Annotated in this window: 24 protein-coding genes; 1 reads left to right on the plus strand and 23 read right to left on the minus strand. The window is 69.5% G+C overall.

The window, feature by feature from the left end; genetic code table 11:
• Window positions 1-8: 8 nt before the first annotated feature.
• The 11 genes from AC3IYJ_RS28040 to AC3IYJ_RS28090 form a co-directional block, all read right to left on the minus strand.
• Window positions 9-2,630 carry a phage tail protein gene (locus AC3IYJ_RS28040; protein ID WP_489397475.1) on the minus strand — a complete coding sequence of 874 codons (2,622 nt, stop codon included), beginning with the start codon at window positions 2,628-2,630 and terminating at the stop codon, window positions 9-11.
• Between the two features lie 144 nt (window positions 2,631-2,774).
• Window positions 2,775-3,248: a hypothetical protein gene (locus AC3IYJ_RS28045; RefSeq protein ID WP_489397476.1), complete on the minus strand. Its 474-nt coding sequence runs from the start codon at window positions 3,246-3,248 to the stop codon at window positions 2,775-2,777.
• A complete protein-coding gene (locus AC3IYJ_RS28050) occupies window positions 3,245-3,703 on the minus strand; it encodes a phage tail tube protein (protein ID WP_489397477.1) in 459 nt (152 codons plus the stop codon). The genes AC3IYJ_RS28045 and AC3IYJ_RS28050 overlap by 4 nt, the downstream gene beginning before the upstream one ends.
• A gap of 73 nt (window positions 3,704-3,776) precedes the next feature.
• Window positions 3,777-4,199: a minor capsid protein gene (locus AC3IYJ_RS28055; protein WP_489397478.1), complete on the minus strand. Its 423-nt coding sequence runs from the start codon at window positions 4,197-4,199 to the stop codon at window positions 3,777-3,779.
• Complete coding sequence (locus AC3IYJ_RS28060; RefSeq protein ID WP_489397479.1) at window positions 4,192-4,545, minus strand: hypothetical protein; 354 nt, start codon at window positions 4,543-4,545, stop codon at window positions 4,192-4,194. Before AC3IYJ_RS28060 ends, AC3IYJ_RS28055 begins: the two co-directional genes overlap by 8 nt.
• Window positions 4,542-4,862 carry a hypothetical protein gene (locus AC3IYJ_RS28065; RefSeq protein WP_489397480.1) on the minus strand — a complete coding sequence of 107 codons (321 nt, stop codon included), beginning with the start codon at window positions 4,860-4,862 and terminating at the stop codon, window positions 4,542-4,544. Before AC3IYJ_RS28065 ends, AC3IYJ_RS28060 begins: the two co-directional genes overlap by 4 nt.
• The gene (locus tag AC3IYJ_RS28070) at window positions 4,859-5,275 is read right to left on the minus strand and encodes a hypothetical protein (RefSeq protein ID WP_489397481.1); all 417 of its coding nucleotides are present in this window, start codon (window positions 5,273-5,275) and stop codon (window positions 4,859-4,861) included. The genes AC3IYJ_RS28065 and AC3IYJ_RS28070 overlap by 4 nt, the downstream gene beginning before the upstream one ends.
• A 10-nt stretch (window positions 5,276-5,285) precedes the next feature.
• Window positions 5,286-5,792 carry a hypothetical protein gene (locus AC3IYJ_RS28075; protein ID WP_489397482.1) on the minus strand — a complete coding sequence of 169 codons (507 nt, stop codon included), beginning with the start codon at window positions 5,790-5,792 and terminating at the stop codon, window positions 5,286-5,288.
• Window positions 5,792-5,968, minus strand: a complete 177-nt coding sequence (locus AC3IYJ_RS28080; protein WP_489397483.1) for a hypothetical protein — start codon at window positions 5,966-5,968, stop codon at window positions 5,792-5,794. The genes AC3IYJ_RS28075 and AC3IYJ_RS28080 overlap by 1 nt, the downstream gene beginning before the upstream one ends.
• 1 nt (window position 5,969) lies before the next feature.
• Window positions 5,970-7,169, minus strand: a complete 1,200-nt coding sequence (locus AC3IYJ_RS28085) for an SU10 major capsid protein (RefSeq protein ID WP_489397484.1) — start codon at window positions 7,167-7,169, stop codon at window positions 5,970-5,972.
• A 14-nt stretch (window positions 7,170-7,183) separates the two neighbouring features.
• Window positions 7,184-7,867 (minus strand): hypothetical protein, encoded by a 684-nt coding sequence (locus AC3IYJ_RS28090; RefSeq protein WP_489397485.1) that lies wholly within the window; start codon window positions 7,865-7,867, stop codon window positions 7,184-7,186.
• A 64-nt stretch (window positions 7,868-7,931) separates the two neighbouring features.
• On the opposite strand from AC3IYJ_RS28090, the gene AC3IYJ_RS28095 reads away from it, so the two are divergent.
• Window positions 7,932-8,195: a hypothetical protein gene (locus AC3IYJ_RS28095; protein WP_489397486.1), complete on the plus strand. Its 264-nt coding sequence runs from the start codon at window positions 7,932-7,934 to the stop codon at window positions 8,193-8,195.
• On the opposite strand, the gene AC3IYJ_RS28100 is transcribed toward AC3IYJ_RS28095, so the two are convergent.
• The 12 genes from AC3IYJ_RS28100 to AC3IYJ_RS28155 form a co-directional block, all read right to left on the minus strand.
• Window positions 8,192-9,316, minus strand: a complete 1,125-nt coding sequence (locus AC3IYJ_RS28100; RefSeq protein ID WP_489397487.1) for a phage minor capsid protein — start codon at window positions 9,314-9,316, stop codon at window positions 8,192-8,194. The two genes, AC3IYJ_RS28095 and AC3IYJ_RS28100, sit on opposite strands and share 4 nt — an antisense overlap.
• Complete coding sequence (locus AC3IYJ_RS28105; RefSeq protein ID WP_489397488.1) at window positions 9,267-10,853, minus strand: phage portal protein; 1,587 nt, start codon at window positions 10,851-10,853, stop codon at window positions 9,267-9,269. The genes AC3IYJ_RS28100 and AC3IYJ_RS28105 overlap by 50 nt, the downstream gene beginning before the upstream one ends.
• Window positions 10,853-11,002 carry a hypothetical protein gene (locus AC3IYJ_RS28110; protein ID WP_489397489.1) on the minus strand — a complete coding sequence of 50 codons (150 nt, stop codon included), beginning with the start codon at window positions 11,000-11,002 and terminating at the stop codon, window positions 10,853-10,855. Before AC3IYJ_RS28110 ends, AC3IYJ_RS28105 begins: the two co-directional genes overlap by 1 nt.
• Entirely contained in the window at window positions 10,999-12,276 is a 1,278-nt protein-coding gene (locus AC3IYJ_RS28115; RefSeq protein WP_489397490.1) for a PBSX family phage terminase large subunit, read from the minus strand. The genes AC3IYJ_RS28110 and AC3IYJ_RS28115 overlap by 4 nt, the downstream gene beginning before the upstream one ends.
• Window positions 12,263-12,802: a hypothetical protein gene (locus AC3IYJ_RS28120; protein WP_489402958.1), complete on the minus strand. Its 540-nt coding sequence runs from the start codon at window positions 12,800-12,802 to the stop codon at window positions 12,263-12,265. Before AC3IYJ_RS28120 ends, AC3IYJ_RS28115 begins: the two co-directional genes overlap by 14 nt.
• A gap of 30 nt (window positions 12,803-12,832) precedes the next feature.
• Complete coding sequence (locus tag AC3IYJ_RS28125) at window positions 12,833-13,240, minus strand: hypothetical protein (RefSeq protein ID WP_489397491.1); 408 nt, start codon at window positions 13,238-13,240, stop codon at window positions 12,833-12,835.
• A gap of 110 nt (window positions 13,241-13,350) precedes the next feature.
• On the minus strand, window positions 13,351-13,614 hold the full coding sequence (locus tag AC3IYJ_RS28130) for a hypothetical protein (RefSeq protein ID WP_489397492.1): 264 nt from the start codon (window positions 13,612-13,614) through the stop codon (window positions 13,351-13,353).
• A 295-nt stretch (window positions 13,615-13,909) separates the two neighbouring features.
• Window positions 13,910-14,146: a hypothetical protein gene (locus AC3IYJ_RS28135; protein ID WP_489397493.1), complete on the minus strand. Its 237-nt coding sequence runs from the start codon at window positions 14,144-14,146 to the stop codon at window positions 13,910-13,912.
• A 99-nt stretch (window positions 14,147-14,245) separates the two neighbouring features.
• A complete protein-coding gene (locus AC3IYJ_RS28140) occupies window positions 14,246-14,842 on the minus strand; it encodes a hypothetical protein (RefSeq protein WP_489397494.1) in 597 nt (198 codons plus the stop codon).
• On the minus strand, window positions 14,839-15,342 hold the full coding sequence (locus tag AC3IYJ_RS28145; RefSeq protein ID WP_489397495.1) for a hypothetical protein: 504 nt from the start codon (window positions 15,340-15,342) through the stop codon (window positions 14,839-14,841). The genes AC3IYJ_RS28140 and AC3IYJ_RS28145 overlap by 4 nt, the downstream gene beginning before the upstream one ends.
• Entirely contained in the window at window positions 15,339-15,734 is a 396-nt protein-coding gene (locus AC3IYJ_RS28150; protein ID WP_489397496.1) for a hypothetical protein, read from the minus strand. The genes AC3IYJ_RS28145 and AC3IYJ_RS28150 overlap by 4 nt, the downstream gene beginning before the upstream one ends.
• Window positions 15,731-16,078, minus strand: a complete 348-nt coding sequence (locus AC3IYJ_RS28155; protein WP_489397497.1) for a hypothetical protein — start codon at window positions 16,076-16,078, stop codon at window positions 15,731-15,733. The genes AC3IYJ_RS28150 and AC3IYJ_RS28155 overlap by 4 nt, the downstream gene beginning before the upstream one ends.
• Between the last annotated feature and the right edge of the window lie 32 nt (window positions 16,079-16,110).

The following is a 16,110-nucleotide window of genomic DNA, read 5'->3' on the forward strand; positions in this document are numbered from 1 at the left end:
CGGGCCTCCTAGCCGAAAGCGGTCTGGACGGACCCGCGCCCATCAACCTGGACAATGCGGCGGATCAGGGCCTTGAAGGCCTCTGGTCCTTCGAACTCGATGATCGTGCGAGGCTGCCCCCCACCTCCCTGAAGGCCGCCCGCGCCCGCTGGGCCGAGGGCCATCCCCGGCAGGGCGCCCGTGAGGCCGCCGAGCTGCTGCTGAAGCGCCGGAGTCTGCGCGGTGATGCCCCGCTGGAACCCCTCGATGATGCTGCGGCCGGCGGGGGTAAGGATCCGGGCATCGACATCAGCCGGCCCTTTCCAATCGGGCAACATGCCTGTAATGCCACTGAGCGTGGACCTGATGGATCCGATCTTCGACCGGATGCCTTCGATGAACCCGCTGATCAGGCGGGCGCCCGCGTTCCACAGGATGCTGCCGAGGTCACCAAGGGCGTTCTGGGCGGCGCTGGGGATCCCACGGATCCAGTCCACGAACTCGTTCTTCTTCTGCCGGACCGAGTCCATCATCCGGCCGCCAGCCTCCTGGACGCGGTCCCACAGTGCGCCCGCGAGTCCGGCGAGCGCCGAGCCAGCGCGGCCGGGGAGCTCAATGAACGCTCGGACGAAGAAGTCGAGGACGCCACTCAGCATGCTCTTCGCGGCGTCCCACGCTCCGCTGAAGTCGCCCTTGAGGAGCGCCACGATGGCTTCGATGGCGGGCAGGACCACGGTGTTGATGACCCGGCCGAGCTCACCAGCGAACATTTCGGCGAGTTTGCCGATCCAGCCAATGACGGTGATCAGCATTGGTGTCATGTCGGTCAGGACTTTCGCGACCAGCAGCACCAGCTGTGCGATGACCGGAGCCAGCGCCACCATCAACTGCGCGAAGATCCCGGCGAGCTGCGTGATGACCGGGGCGAGTGCGCTGATCAGCGCCGACAGGATCGGCAGGATGGCCTCGGTGAGCGTCATGAACGCGTCGAGGATCGGTTCCAGGACCGGGATCAGAGCGGCCAGGATCGGCGTCAGCGCGGACATCAGGACACCCGCGAGCTGCGCGACCAGCGGGGCCAGCATTTTGAAGACGTTCGCGACCAGTTTGAGGATCGGTGTCAGCGCAGGCAGGAGCCCCACGATCAGGCTCGCGAACACCGGGATCAGGGGGCCGACCGCGTCGAGGAGCGCGCCGACAGCCTCCGCGGCGGCCTCCAGGACGGGGCCGAGTGCGGCGATGATCGGGCCGAGGGCGGCCCCGAGGATCTCGATGAGCCGCTGGACGGGCGGACCGAGCGCCGTGAACACCGGGGCGATGGCCTTGAGCGCGGTGATGAGGAGCGGGCCAACGGTTTGGGCGAGCACCGCCATCGTCCCGTAGATCGCCTGGAGAGCGCCCTGCACGGCGGGGCTGGCGAAGGCCTCCGCGATCGCCCCGGTGATCTGGGTGAGGACGCCGAGGAAGTCGCCGCCGGTGGTACGGGCGGCAGAGAAGACGGACCCCACAATCGAGCCGACGTTGCCGACGACGTCGAAGAGCTGCTTGAAGACGGTGATCGCGTCCTCGATGGCCTGCTGCATCTTGTTCGACGCGAACGCCTTGTCCAGGCGGCCGGAGAGGGTGTTCAGGCCGGCGCCCGCGGCTTCGGTGAGCCGGGCGAAGCTGGGCGCGGCTGCTGCAGCGACCTGGCCCAGGGCCCGGACCACGAGCCCGGGGGCCTGCGACAGGTTGGCGAGGCCTTCGTTTGCCCCCGAGAGGGCTTTGCCGAGGGTGCCGTTGCGGCTCATTTCGATGGCCGCGTCACCGACGCCCTTGGCCATGAAGTTGAGGGTGATGCCGGTCTCTTTGAGCTGGGACTTGAGGATCGGCAGGGTGGTCTTGCCCAGGTCGCGGAGGACCGTGTCCAGGTCGCGGAACATTTCCTGCTGCACGGTCTGCTGAATGCTCTTCAGCTGGGGCTGGAGGGTGCGGACCTCGCGCGCGAAAGCACGGGCAGACGGTGCGAGGTTCTTGATGGCCTCCTCGAAGGCCTGCGGGTCCGAAGGGTCCATCGCGGCCTTGACCGCGTCGCCCACACCCACCATGCCCAGCTTGAGCGCGCCCGTCGCCAGCTTGAGAGCCACAAGCCCGGACACGGCGACCAGAGCCGCCGGGGCGATCTGGACCACCGTCGCGGCCAGCCCGGCCACCAGCGGCCCGGCCGCGCCAATCGCGGCGCCGACCTTCGCGAAGGACATCGCGACGCCACTGATGCGACCCGCCATGGAGCCGAGCCGGTCGGTGTCGATGTTGATGTTGCGCAGGCTGCTCACGGCCCGGCCGAGACGCGCCCCGAGCGAGGTTCCCAGATCGTCGGCGGCGCGCGCCAGCGCCCGGAAGCGCATGGCCATGGTGCGGGTCTCGACCTCGACGACCGCCGCAGTCTCCGAGGTCTGCGTGGAGACGTCCTCCAGGCCCTCTTCGACAGTCCCCAGGGCCTGGTTCATCACGGAGGCTTCGGCAACGAAGTGCCCCGCAAGGTTGCGCAGGCGGCCGGCCGCGTCAACGGTGAATCCCTGGGCGGCAAGTTCCGCGCGGGCGAGGCCGCGGGTCCAGTCGGAGGAGTCCGCGCGGACGTAGCCGACGAGTTCACCGACGGTCATGGCCATGGGGTGCCGCCCTTCGTGGTCAGCTGCGAAGGGCAGCGCGGATCAGGGCGTCGTCATCGATGACCGAGAGGTCGTCGGCCGCGACCCGCCTGAACATGGCTTCCGGGGAGAGACCGCAGACGAGGTGCCAGAACTCGCGCTCGCCTAGGTGCGGGATCGCGCCCGCGGGGATCCCGTACTCGCGGCGGAAGTCCGCGACGATCGCCCACCAGTGGTTTTGGACTGCGATCGCCGTGCGGCTCGGTTCCCGACGAGCGCGGCCGCTGCTTTTCCCGGGTCGTCGCTGGTGACGAGCTGGAATGCGTCGCCGAACTCGACGTCGGTCTTGCCGTTGCCCTGCATGTAGCCCCACATCAGGGCGGTGAGCAGGCCGATGGCGCCCATGCCGTTTTCGACCCACTGCTCGAACACGCCCTCGCCGTAGAGCAGGCCGACGGCGTCACCGAAGTCGGAGATCTCCGACTCGGCGCCGAGCGTGGAGAACAGGGCGGCGAAGTTGAGCGGGATGTCCGAGGGGACCGGGACGGTGACGCCCTCGATGATCTCGGTGCGGGCCCCGAAGGCCTCGGCCTTGAAGTCCTCCCAGGACTGCGCCTTGGTGGCGCGAGGGGCCGTCACGACTTGACCGCCGTGGTGCTCGGGCCGGACCTCGTGAATGTCGCTGACCACGACACTTCGTCGTTGTTGCCGCCACCCTGGTCGCCGAGCGTGATGCGGGCCTTGGTGAACACCACCCAGGACGTGTCGTCCTTGTGCGCGTACCGGAAGCCGGTCAGCGAGTCCGGACCCAGTCGCTCGTTCATGCCCTCGACGATGGTCTGACCAGGGTCGAGGGCGAAAGTCACCGGGTCCCGCAGCCGGAACCCTTCCAGCTGCACGCTCTTCCCGATCTGCATCTTGTACGACTCGGACTGGCCCAGGGACCCGAAGGTGGTGACGTCGGTGGTCTCCTCCTCCTCGCTCTTGGTCCACGTGTTGATCGCACCGATCGCGATATCCACCCACGTGCCGGGTGCGTTGTAGTCCTCGATTTGAAAACGCGCGTCGCGCGCGTTGTACGTGTTCACTGCCATGGCTGTGTCTCCTCCGGGCATGGCGAGGAGCCCGCCGGCAGTGCCGTACGGGCTGAAGGAAAGGGGGGTGGGGTCAGACGCGGTGCGCGGTCACGCTGCGAACACGCATCCGGCAGTTGCAGACGTGCTCGTGGCGCCGGTTTTCGTCCGTGCCGAGACCAGCCACGGCCTGGTTCGCGCGGGAGAGGAGCAAGTACGTGCCGTCGGGCAGGGTGGTTTCGCCAAGGCCGTGGAGCTCTGAGCGGATGTCCTGGCAGAGGTCACGGCTTACGCGCGGGTCGGTAGTGCCACGAACCTTGACCTGCACGGGTACCTCGTCGTAGCCGAGTTGGCTGTCGGCCTCGGCGCCGTCGTCGTAGATGGTTAGGACGATGCAGACGTCCGGGGTGGACGGCTTGGCTTCGAGGAAAATGCTGCCGGTGACGCCGGTCTCGTCGTAGACGCCGAGGCCCTGAGCGGCCAGATGGCGGGCCAGACCGTCGAGGAGGCTAGCCACGCAGCCACCTCCGCAGGGGGACCGCCATCAGCCGGAGCATGACGTCCTTATCCCTGTTGAGCGGGATTTCCAAATATTTCGCCATGCGGCCCGGCAGGTGCTTGTAGTCCAGGTTCTCGTGCTGGATCCGGGCGTACACGGTGTCGTACGTGACGGCTCCGTTGAGGCCGTCGCGGGTCACGCGCCCACTGCGCTCAAGTGTGCCCTCGTCCAGCGGGACCAGCTTCCGCGACTCAAAGAGGAGATGCTCCAAGGCCTTCTGGAGACCCTCCTCGGCCGCCGCCTGCCCCCGCCGGGACGCTCCGAGGCGGCCGCCCTGCCAGCTCATGCGCGCGTACTGGCTCACGTGCAGGTCACCTCCCGGTGGTCCGGAGTCGGCAGGCCGGCGCCCGCGTAGAGGGTGGAGGTGATGACCGAGGCGACCCGCCCAGAAGGCAGCGTCACCCGCGACTCGGGCGGGCAGGCTTGGGTGGGAAACAACCAGACCCTCGTGGCCGTCGAGGTGATCTCCTCGCCGTCCTTGGTCCGGGCCGTGCGGGTCGTCTCCTCGACGTAGGCCCGCGCGGTGACGGGGGCCGCGTACTGGGGTCCGTACGCCGATTCGCCGGTGTACGCCTCGATGGTGATCGTGTAGCGGAGGAGCCAGCCGGGGATGGTGCTCACCAGGCCACCGCCCCGAGCTGGATCCGGTCCGGGGTGAGGTCCGGGGCCCGGAGCGCGTCCCACACTGCGGGGGCGATCTGCCGGGCCGGGGAGTCGTCGCCGGACACGGCCGTGACGGACCGGCCGAGGTTGACCGAGCCGATCTGCGCCGAGCCGTAGCCCACTCCGGCCGCCCCGACGGTGTCGCCGACCTCGACGCCCCATTGGGCCTGCGCGCACACTGCGTCGGCGAATGCGGCTGCGACCACGGTGTCCGTGGGGAGGCCGGTGTCGCCGACGGCGTATGCGCAGAGCCGGAACACCTGCGCGTCGAGCATCTGGCTCGCGCGAGCAAGCCGGGAGTCGATGTCCGCAGGGGCGTCCGCCCCCGTGTACGTCTCGTACTGCTCGGCGGTGGCGTAGATACGGGCCATGGGCCACCTCCTACGCGCTGGAGCCGATGATCACGATGTCGTACGTCACGGACGTGGAGCCCGCCGAGTTGGTGACCTTCAGGACGTCGCCGGTGGCCGCCGTGACCGCGTAGGTCGTGGCATCCGCCGCGCCCGCGAACAGCGCCACGCAGGCGCCCGGCCGCAGGGTGAGCGTGCCGGTGGCGTTCAGGGCAGTGATCCACGGGTTGGTGCCCGCGCCGACGATCACGTTGTTGGTGTTCCCGGCCGCCGCGGAGATGATGATCGCCTTGACCTTGGCGAACGTCAGCGTCGCCCCGTAGATGTCCACGAGGCTGCCCGCGAGGTCGATGTCCTCCGTCGCGGACGCGGTGAGCGTGCGCGTGTCCGCAAAGCGGAGGTCCGCCTTTCCGGCGCCGGTGCCGCTCGCCAGATAGGCGCCGTACCGCTTCGACATGCTGTCGGAGGCCGTGGACAGGTCCCCAGCCTTGGTGTAGATCCCGTCGACGGTCACGCCGACTGTGGTGGTCAGGGCCATCAGCCCTCCTCCTTCTGGGCCTTGGACGTGCGCTTGGGTTTGGTCTCCTCGACCACACGCCAGCCGGACGCCGGGTCGTCGGCGAGGGCCGCGTAGGCGGCTTCCGCGTCCGAACCGGGGACCGGCTGAACACTCTCGGCGATGTGGTCGCCGGAGCGTCGTTCGTAGATGGCCACGTCAGACCTTCAGGCCGGTCATGACGCCGTGGGCGCGCTCGGCCCCGTACTTGAGGCCGATCTCGCCGTACAGCTGTACGTCAGTGGACGCGCCGGTCTTGGCGAGCTCTTCCTCGAACATGACGCCCTTGCCGGGGACGTTGAGGAAGACGGGGGCGAGCTGCTCCAGGGACACGGCGAGGATGGTGTCCTGCGGGACGTGCCGGTCCATCATCAGGTTCAGCGTGCCGAAGTCCGAGACGATGGTCTGGACGTTGACGCCGCCGACGGTGCGGGACGTCTCCGTGTACTGACCGTACGCCGAGGAGTACGCCTTGGTGATGGCGCGCTTCTGGATGCTGTTGCACAGGAGCGTCGCGGTGGCCTGCTCGGACATGCCGCCGTTGTCGTAGGCGAGCTGGATCAGGTCCGACACGTGGTCGGACGTGAGGGTCGTTGCCCAGGGCTTGTTGTACGAGATGCCCGTGGCGGTGCCCAGGGTCAGCGCGGCGCCGCCGGACGTGGTCGCGACCTTGAAGGTGTTCGTCGCGCTGGAGACGACGTAGTAGACGCGGCCGGCGACGACGTTGGTCATGGCGTCGGTGATGACGAACACGATCTTGTCGCCGTCGGACATGCCGTGCGCCGTCGCGGTGACGGTGTCGGTGGCCGAGGTGGCGCCGGTTACGACGGTGGCCCGCGCGATCCGGTTGGTGGTGATGGCCTCCAGCAGACCGCGGGTCTTGCGGGCGGTCGCGTTGGTCGTCGGATTGCTGTAGCGCCCGTTGATGAACGAGAAGTTCACGTCCAGGGCGATGGACTTGAGCTCCTGCGCGATCTGCCAGTCCAGCTCGGTGGAGATCGGGTTGTCGCCGTCCACGGACCGGAACGGGGCGCTGCCAGGGGTGGCGAGCTGCCCGAACGCGGCCTGCTTGGTGTAGCTGACGGACACCTTCGACTGGTGGATCTGGGCCAGGTTGCGTACGTTCGCGCGGACCCGCTCCTCAGCGGTCGGCGCGGTCGCGCCTTCGACCTGGACCCGCTGAGCCGGGTCGCGGAGGTCGGAGGTCTGCCATTCGAACTCCACGGCCGTGGTCATGCCACCGCCGGTCAGACCGCCGATCGCGGACAGCAGCGGGGTGTCATCCGGGGTGAGCGCGAACAGCTCGCCGGCGTAGTTGGGAAGGTTGAAGGTCGTACCCATCCCGGTGATCCCGGCCATGGTGTCTCCTCAGGTCATGTGGTCGCGGCGCGTTGCCGCTTGAGTCGGATGGCGGTCGCAAAGTCCCGCCGTGCGGTCGCCTCGGCGATCTGCTTGTCGAGGGACGCGGGGGTCTCGCCGCCGGCCCCGTGGTCCGCGCCGGACCGGCCGGGGCTGCGGGGGGCGAGCTTGGCGAGCTTCTTCACCGCGGCCTTGATGGCGTCGGTGTCGACCTCGCCGTCCGCAACGAACCGCGAGGTGTCGATGAGCTCGGAGGCCTCACCGAGGTCGAGCCCGGCGGCCGCGGTGGCGGCCCGGAACTCAGCGGCGGCGAGCTTGGTGGCGTACTCGGCGGCGGCTGCCGTGCGGCCGGACTTCTCCGCCGCGGTGACGGCCTTCTCCTGCTCGGTCTGGCTGGCAGCCTTCAGGGCGTCCAGCTCTTCGCGGGCGCCCTTGTTCTCTTTGGCCCACTTCTCCCACTTGCGGGCCTCGGCCTTCCAGTCCGTGTCGTCACCGCCGGGGGCGGGGGCGGCCGGAGGTGTGGCCGGGGGCGTTGCGGGCGGGGTGCCGGGGTCACCGGCGGGCGGGGTGCCACCTGCGGCGCCGGCGCCCTCGTCGCTGCCACCCGCGATGACGTGGATCGGTCGGCCGTCCATGCGGTAGCCGAGGATCGCGCCTGCCGGGTGCGTGGCGAGGGTGTGCCTGAAAGGGGTGATCATGTGTGCTCCCATGCGGGTTTGCCCCGGCCGTGCGGCCGTAAGCGGTGCTGGATATCGTCCGCACATGACAGACGAAGCTGAGTTCGAGGAAGCGTTCCGGACCGCTGTGGGGCTGGTGAAGGCGTTCCTTCGCGAGGACACCAGCGGTGAAGCGGCCCTCTGGGAAATGTCGGAGGACAAGGACGGAGTGGTTAGGGCCCTGATGGCCCTTGCCAGCCGTGCCGTCGTTGAGGCTGCGGAGGGCAGCGAGGTCACTACCGACGAATGGCTCGACGTTGAAGCCGCGCTCTTCGAGGCGAGTGCCGAGGACGGCGAGGTCGAGGACTAGCGGGCGGCCCTGATCTGCTCGCGCGCGGGCTTGCGGCGGATGTCGTCGTGCGCGGCGACGTGCTCGCGCGCGGCCTTCTGCCAGTCGCGGATCTTGGCCTGAGCCTTGCGGCGGGCCTGCTCGTCCATCGAGGCAGCGGCCCGGCGTTTCCAGGAGCGGATGTGCCGCTCGATCTCCCGCTGCCGTTGGGTGTCCTCGTAGGTGGTGCCCGGCGTCGCATGGTGCGGCGGTCGGGTGGTCACCCCGGGCAGGTAGGCGCCAAGTGAGTGCCTGCAATTCGGGTGAAAGAGGCCAGCGGCGCGGGCCTCGATCAGTGACCCGGCGACGTGAACGGCGATCGTGCGGCCGTCGTCGTGCAGCTCATGCTGCGCCCGAACCGTGTGGGGCCCGGACTCGGCGCCGAGGGTGAGGATTTCGCCTTCCCAGGGCCGGCAGAGCGGGCATTCGAGCGGCGCGTCCGAGACGATGACGAGCCCGATTCGGATCTCGGCGAGCGAGTCGATATGGCCTTCGATCGCGGCGCGCGCCGTGACGGATCGGACGGCCATCTCCGCGTACGAGGCCATGTCCCAGTTGCGGCCGGACGAGTCGGTGAAGCCGGTGATGCCGCGGGCCGCGAACTGGTCGAGGGCCCGTTGTGAGGCGTCTCGGCGGGTGATGCCGGTAAGCAGTTGGGCTCCGGACACCCGGGCCACAATCGACCGGTAGGTGTCGACGACGGACCGGGTGATCCGTTGGTAGAGCGGGCGGGTGTCCTGCGCGTACGAGGCGGCGAGCCGGTCGACGGCCGGCGCATTGGGCAGGGCCCGCCGGGCGGCGAGCTCCCGACCGATATCCAGCGCTCCGAGCTCGACCACAGCGGCTTGCCGACCCCGGTTGTAGGCCGTAATCAGGGCTTCGGCAACCGCGCCCGTGGTGTCGTCCTGAAGTGCGGCCGAGATCTCCTCGACGGCGTTTCGCAGGTTGCCGATCGAGGCGAGCTTGAGTTCGGCCCACCGTGGGGAGTCGATGTCCGCCTCCAGCGCGGCGGCGAGACGCTCCAGGAGCACACCCTCGGCTGCGGCGTACAGCTCACGGACCCTGTGGGCCAGGTCCTCCGCCAGGGCTGGGGAAACCGGCATGGCCTCCCCCTTCCGCACCGGTCATGGCCGGGTCTGCAACGACCCGTCCGGCCTCGCCCTGGATTTTTTTGACCTCGGCCTTGACCTGGTCGTCGTCCCAGTCGGGGTGGATCATGCGGACGAGGGTGTCCGTGGACGCGGCCTCGGCCCGGCGCAGCAGCTCGGCGGCTGCGGCGATCTCGCCAGGGCTGTCGCTGATGGAGTCCTGGAACTCGACGTCCGGGGGTTCCAGGTCGAGCCCGGCGACACCGAACAGCGGCCCAGCCTCGACGGCGAGGAGCGCGGCCGTGATGTCGGCGACCGCGGGTTTCCAGTACAAGGCTTTGCGGGCGCGGGTGGCCATGCTGCGGCGTTCCCGGGCCCGGATCTCCGTTGCGGTGACCGCAGCCGCGTCACCGGTCGCCCCGAACGTCGAGGCGGAGTAGCCGGCCTGGCGTACGGCCTGCTCGACGAGTTCGGCGCAGGTGTCGCGGTGCTCAGTTACCCGGATCTGGAACTGGACGGGCGTAATCGGGTTGGGGTCGCCCGCCCTCGGGAGCATGTTCAGCCCGGAGTAGATCTCTTGGTCCTCGTCCCACGTGGCGCCCTGGCCGGGCCCGGCGGACTGGAGCAGGGCGTTGGCAACAACGATGCGGCTCTTGCCGTGCCGGACGTCCCGCATCCACGAGGAGTACGTCTCGTCCAGGGCGTCAAGGATGCCCTCGATGCCCTGAAAGTCGGACTGGCCCCAGTAGGCGGCGGACGGGATGTGTCGCCAGGCTCGCGCGGGGCGGACGTTGGGGATGTAGGCGGCGGTGAGGTGGTCGGGGGCGCCGGTTTCGATGCCGCCCTCGGCGTCAACCATGTTGGCGAGCGGGGCCGTCGCGGGGTGGTCTTCGAGGGGGACGGGGTGGCCGAGGCTGCCTGTACCGCCCTCGTACAGTCCGTGGTAGATGACACCGCGCTCGTGGCGCTCCAGGTGCCGCCAGACCCTGCGGTCGTTGGGGTCGTCGGAGGCGAGGAGCGTCCAGAAGGTGACGGCGCGCAGCCGCCCGTACGTGAACTCGGGGACCGCGCAGTCTGCGGCCACGGGAGCGATCCACGGTCGGTCGGCGACGTCTTCGTCCCACACGATGCGCAGGTACACGCCGCCGAGGGCCGCGCCGAGCTCGCCGGCCTCCAGCAGGGTGGGGTGCAATCCCTTCTCGACGAGCTCGTCGAGGCGGTCCTGCGTGGCCGTGCTCGCGCTGGTCAGCTTGGGGGGTTCGGAGAACAGCAGCTCGGAGGAGGTCCGGGCGATGTCCCCGGCGAGCGGCACGTGGAGCTTGGTGCGCTTCTGTCCGGCGGTGGTCGGGTTGCCCCAGAACCATCGGGCGAGGCGCCCCCGAACGCCCGTGGCGAACTGCGCCGGACGGTCCCCACTGCGGTAGCCGCGGCCTTCGTAGCGCTGCTCCAGCCGGTCGGGGTCGGCGGAGAACCAGGCGTCCCAGTCGGCCATCGCGGTCTGCACGCGCGAGTCTGTGGGCGGCCAGGCCTGATCTGCGGTGGGTAGGGGCATCAGGCACGCTCCCGTTCCATCAGCAGGTTGGCGATGGACAGCCACGAGCATGCGAGTTGGTCGAGGCGCTCCATGAGGGCCAGATTCGTTTCGGTCTCGGCAGCCTGGAGGATCCGGACGGCGTTGCTGATCGCCTGGTCGACGGTCACGCGGCCACCTCCAGCAGAGTCGGAATGTGCGGCCGCCACAGGGCCTCGGTCGTACGGACGCCGTACCGCAACGCATCGCAGCTGTGATCGTCGAGCTTGATGGGCTTGTCCTCGCCCTTCTCGGCGGCTTCGTCGTCCCACGAGTAGCCGGGGATCTCCTCGATCAACCCGCGCGCGGAGGTGTGGATCCGCAGCCGGTCCCCGGCGATGAGGGAGCCGACCGTCCGGATTCCGTCGAGGACGGTGTTGTCGGCTGGCATGACGCCGGACACGCCGTCTCGGTGAAGCTGCTCGATGTAGGAGGCGGCGGACGGGTCGACGATCGTCCACTCCGGCTGGACGCCGAGGACGTTGGTCTGCGGATGGGGCACGCCCTGGAGCCAGGCACGGCGTGCCCGGCTGTACTCGCTGTCGGTCTTCTTGCGGCGCTGGGCCCGGGAGTCCCACCGGTACTCGGACACGACGTACAGCCGGTTGTCGACGCCGAGGCCGATCAGGAGATCGGAGTAGGGGTTCGTCGTGCCGTAGTCGATGGCGTCGCACAGCCAGCGGGCGATGTGCGGGACCTCTGCGACAACGTGGCGCTGCTCGTCGAACGCGTCGTAGATCGCGCCCTCGGCCTGCACCCAGTGCCCGAGGATGTTCCGCCGGTAGAACAGGCCGGTGTAGGTCGACTTGAGCGCGGCGACGTAGGCGGGGTCGAGGAACGGGTTGTCATCGAGGACGAAGTGCCACGACGACAGCCGGGTCTCGGCGGCCCGCTTCAGGTAGTCCCGCTTCACCCAGTGCCCCGGGTTGTCCGGGTTGGTCGTCGCGAAGATCTGCGCGCCAGGGACGGAGCAGCGGGCGACGAGCTGGTCGAAGAACGCCTTCGGGAGGGTGGTCAGCTCATCGACGTAGGCGCCGGCGCAGGTCATACCGCGGACCTTGGGTTCGGCCTTGGCGTCGTTGGCGCCGATGACGTGGACGGCCCGGCCGAGGATGTAGGCGATGGGTGCGCCGTTGGTGTACTTGACCTGCTGCGCGAGCTCGCCGAACAGGTCGCTGTTCATCAGCGGGCCGATGATGTTGCGGTACAGGGAGTCGCGGGTCCGGCCGACCACGACGAGCTCGCCGCCGGTCGGTGCGTCGGCAACGTAGATCAGCCAGCGGAGCAGCGACGCGATGGTCTTCCCGGACCGGACCGAGCCCTCCCACAAGTTGATGCGGGCATCGGCCTGGACGATGGACAGGATCTGTTTGCGGGACAGGGGCAGGGCGTCAAGGAGACTCACCTTCGGCCTCCTCGCTGCCCTGGTCCTCCTTCACCGCCTCAGCCAGGCCCTGGAACAGCTTGCCGAGCATCGAGCGGGCGTCAGCGGCCCCGGAGTCTTCGGCCGGCGGGACGAGGCGTACGGACTGCGCGGCGGCGGCTGCGGCGGCGGCCATCAGCGACCGCTTGTCCGCGGCGAGCGGCTCGGGGATGTCCCGGCTGTTGTACGTGTGGTCCTTGCCGCCGAAGGAGTGGATTGTCGTCGGCTCCCACACCTGCGCGGACAGGGCGAGCGCGTCGTCGGTGAGGGCTTCGGCGAGGATGACTCGCTTCTCTTCCAGGTCCGCTTTGCGGGCTCGGGTGGCTTCCTCGGTGGCGGTACGGTCGAAGGCCAGGCCGAGGCGGGCGGCGTAGACGCTGATGGTGCGCTGGCTGCGGCCCATGGCGCGGCCGATCTCGTTCCGGCCGAGGCCCTGCGCGTGGAGGCGGCGGAGCTCGTCGAGTTCCTCGGTGGTGACCCTGGCGCCGTTGTACTGGTTGTCGCCCATCGCGGCCACGGTCACCACCTCCGGTTCATCTCAGGGGCAGGTCTCTTCGAGCTTGACCGTGTGGAACACGAGCTTCGTACTCGTGGCCGTCATCGTGCCGGCGGCGGGCGTCTGGGAGCAGACTTTCCAGTTGCGGTCGAGGACTTGGTGGCGACTCTGGCCGAGGGCGTCAGTGGAGCCGAGGAGGTAGAAGCCCACGGCCTGCGCGTTGTCCTGGGCAGCCTGGAGGACTTGACCGACCGCGTTGGGCACAGTGCCCTGAGCGGGCGCGGGGGCTGAGGCCTTGGGCGCCGCAGGCGTGCTGCTCGCGGGGGTTGGTGCGGCGGCCGGCGGGCTGCTGGGTGCGGGCCGGCCGGTGCTGGTGGCCTGCGGGTTGCACGCGGTGAGGGCGAGGACGCCGGCTGCGGCGAGGATGGTGATGCTGTGGTGTGTGCGCATCGCGTCACTGTGTCCGGGTACAGGCGTCTGTGTGGTGGCTGTGACTGACCTGTGACGCACGAAGGCCCCGCGTGTATTGGCGGGGCTCCGGGTGTGCTGGGCGTGGGGGTCTACTGGCGGCGGCGGAAGAGGCAGAGGAGCGCGGTGCGCTCGCTGCCCAGGGCCTTGCCTTCGGCGCCAGCCATGTTGGTGAGGTGCCAGCCCTGGCTTTCGATGCCTTCGATCTGCTCAGCCACGCCGATCATGGGGCCCGTACTGCGGCTGTTCGTGTTCGCTTCGATGATTTTGAAGGCGAAGACCTGGCGGCCAGCGGTGTATGCAGCGGCAGCTGCCTTGGCGGCGGTCTCGCCCTTGGCGTTGTTGATGAAGCCCATGATGCCCCCTGGTGCGGTGGTGGAGCCGCATCGTTGCACTGGGGGTGTGGGGGCGTCTGGCGTGTGACCGGTCTGTAACGCGCGAAAGCCCCGCGCGGTGGCGGGGCTTCGATGTCCAGGCACGCCGGACGTGAGGCCAGGATGGGGCACGGGCGCCGGTTTTGCAACTAGGTGCAGAAGAGCCCCGACCGTGTCAGCGCACGGTCGGGGCTCTCCGAGGATGGCCCCCTCGGCGGTGTGGGGCTCACGCTACGCCCGGGATGGCCGGTACAACACCCCTCGTGCGTGGCTCGATTCAGTCGATGGTCCCGGCGGCGATCTCGTCGCGGATCAGGTTGCGGTGCTCCTCGTAGACGAGGCGTGCCTCGTTGCTCGGGACCGCTCCGGTGTTGAGGCCGCACGCGCATGTAACCGTGGTCTCGTCTGTCGGTACCTGCTCGGCCCACATGGACCCTGGCTCCCAGTCGACGACCTTGCTGTGATTCTCGAAGCGGAGGTTGTGGCGGTACATGGGACTGTGCGGCTCGCTCATGCCGTCCATCATCGTTGCTCCGGTGAGGGCTTGGACTTCATCAGTGCCCGCAGCCGGGCTTGGTCCACCATCCGCAGTCTGCGCAGTAGTCCATGTGGCTCACCCCCCGACCTTGTACGTGCGAGACTCGGAGGGGACTCGGACGACGGCTCCGGCCTGGCCGATGGCCTCTACACGCAACCCCGCTCGGGCCCCCTCCGGCGGGCCGTTGTTGGCGTTGGTGTTGGTCCCTGAACTGCACAAACAACCGCCGGAAGGGGCGCCACTCTCGCGTGCGGGAAGGGGCGGCACATCGTCGTGATGGACGCCAGGCCCATTGCGGCCGCCCGCGCGGACCCCGGCCCGCACGCGGACTCCCGCCTCGCTGAGGAGGGCACGCACGGCCTTGGTGTCGGGCAGTCCGGCGGCCTCTTGGAGCCGGGTCAGAAGAACGTGGCCGCCGTTCGCGGCCAGGCCCTGAAGCGCGGGCACAATGTCGACCGGCTCCGCATTCGCTTCCGTGCGGCGCCCGGCGGCCCAGGAGCGGGCCATGCGGTACCCGGCGGCCGTCAGGAGCCCGGTCACGAAGTAGGCGACGTCCGGGACCGCGTAGGCCACCGCTCCGGCGCCGCCGAGGGCGACCGCGAGGACGCAGCCGCCCGCGACCCGCCCGCCCGCGTGCTCCTCGTCAGCGGTGGACGGCTCGGTAGCGTTCACCGGATCATCCCCGTAAGCCAGATGCCGGACAGGTTCGCGGCGGAAGCCAGGGGGATCGCGGCATACCGGGCAATGCTGCCGGTCAGCGCGAGGCCGATTCCGGAGAGCCAGCCGCGCCATTTGGAGCCGGTGGCGCCGAAGTTGCGGCGGGCGATGAACGCGACGAGGACGAGGGCGGTCATGAACAGGCCGCCCTCGGTGAGGGGTGCGGCAGCGGTGCCGGGTGCGGTGCCGGTCTTGGCGCCGACGCCGAAGATGAGGATGCCGTCGCCGAAGGTGTTCATGCCCCACAGGGCGATGTCGCCGAGGAACCCGACGATGCCGCCCACGACCATGACGCTGAGAGCGCCGATGCCCCAGCAGAGGATGAAGGGGAGCAGGTCGCCAGCGTGGCGTACCGGGTCGGCACGGAGGGCTTTGATGCCGGGGTACCAGCGGGCGATTTCCCAGACGAGGAAGATCATGCCGAAGAGGACGCCGCCGAGGGTTGGGGTGATCACGGGGTACTCCGGGGTGCGCGGTCGGCCAGGGTGACGCTCGGGTAGCAGTCGGCGAACGCGTCGGCTTGCGCCAGGAGCTGCGCCGCGGCGGCGCGGAGTGCGCCAGCCCAGTGCGCCGCTGTCGCATCGTCGGTGAGCGTGTACGCCGGGCGGGCGTCGACAACGTCCTGAACTGCGGCGCTGAGGTGGCGCACGGCTGCGGCGGACTGCGCCACGCGCTGCGCCAGGCGCTCGCGGTGGGTGGCTGGTGCTGCTTCGGTCTGGCGCAGGTCGCGGAGCACGGTGTCCTTGGAGACGCCGAGCTCGTCGGCGATGCGCCGGGAGGATGCGCCAGTCTGCGCCAGGCGGCGCACGGTGGCACGCCGGGTGGCGACCTCGGTCGGGCTGGTCATCGGCCGGCCCCGGCAAAGTCGAGGAGGCGAAGTGCGAGCTCGCCGCGGGTCTCGGTGGGGCGCGGCATGAGCAGGGCCCCGAACACGAGTCGGTGGAGGAGTCCGTGCCGGGCGCGGTCAATGTGGCCGCGGTACGAGCGGTGCTTGACGTGGACCCAGGTGACTTCGGCGGCGAGGTCGTCGAGGTCGACGATGGTGGCCGGGTTGGTCGGGTGCTCCTGCCTGAGCCGGTCGGCAACGGCGGTGATGAGGTCCGAGAGGGCGTCGGTGTCCTTGACGGTCTCGTCGCGGGTCGCCTGGCGGAGGGCTTCTTCGGCCTGGCTGAGCTGGGTACGGTGTGTCATGGCTGTCCCCTGTTCGTGCAGGTGGATGGCCG

Source organism: Streptomyces sp. GL_140 (assembly GCF_057834465.1).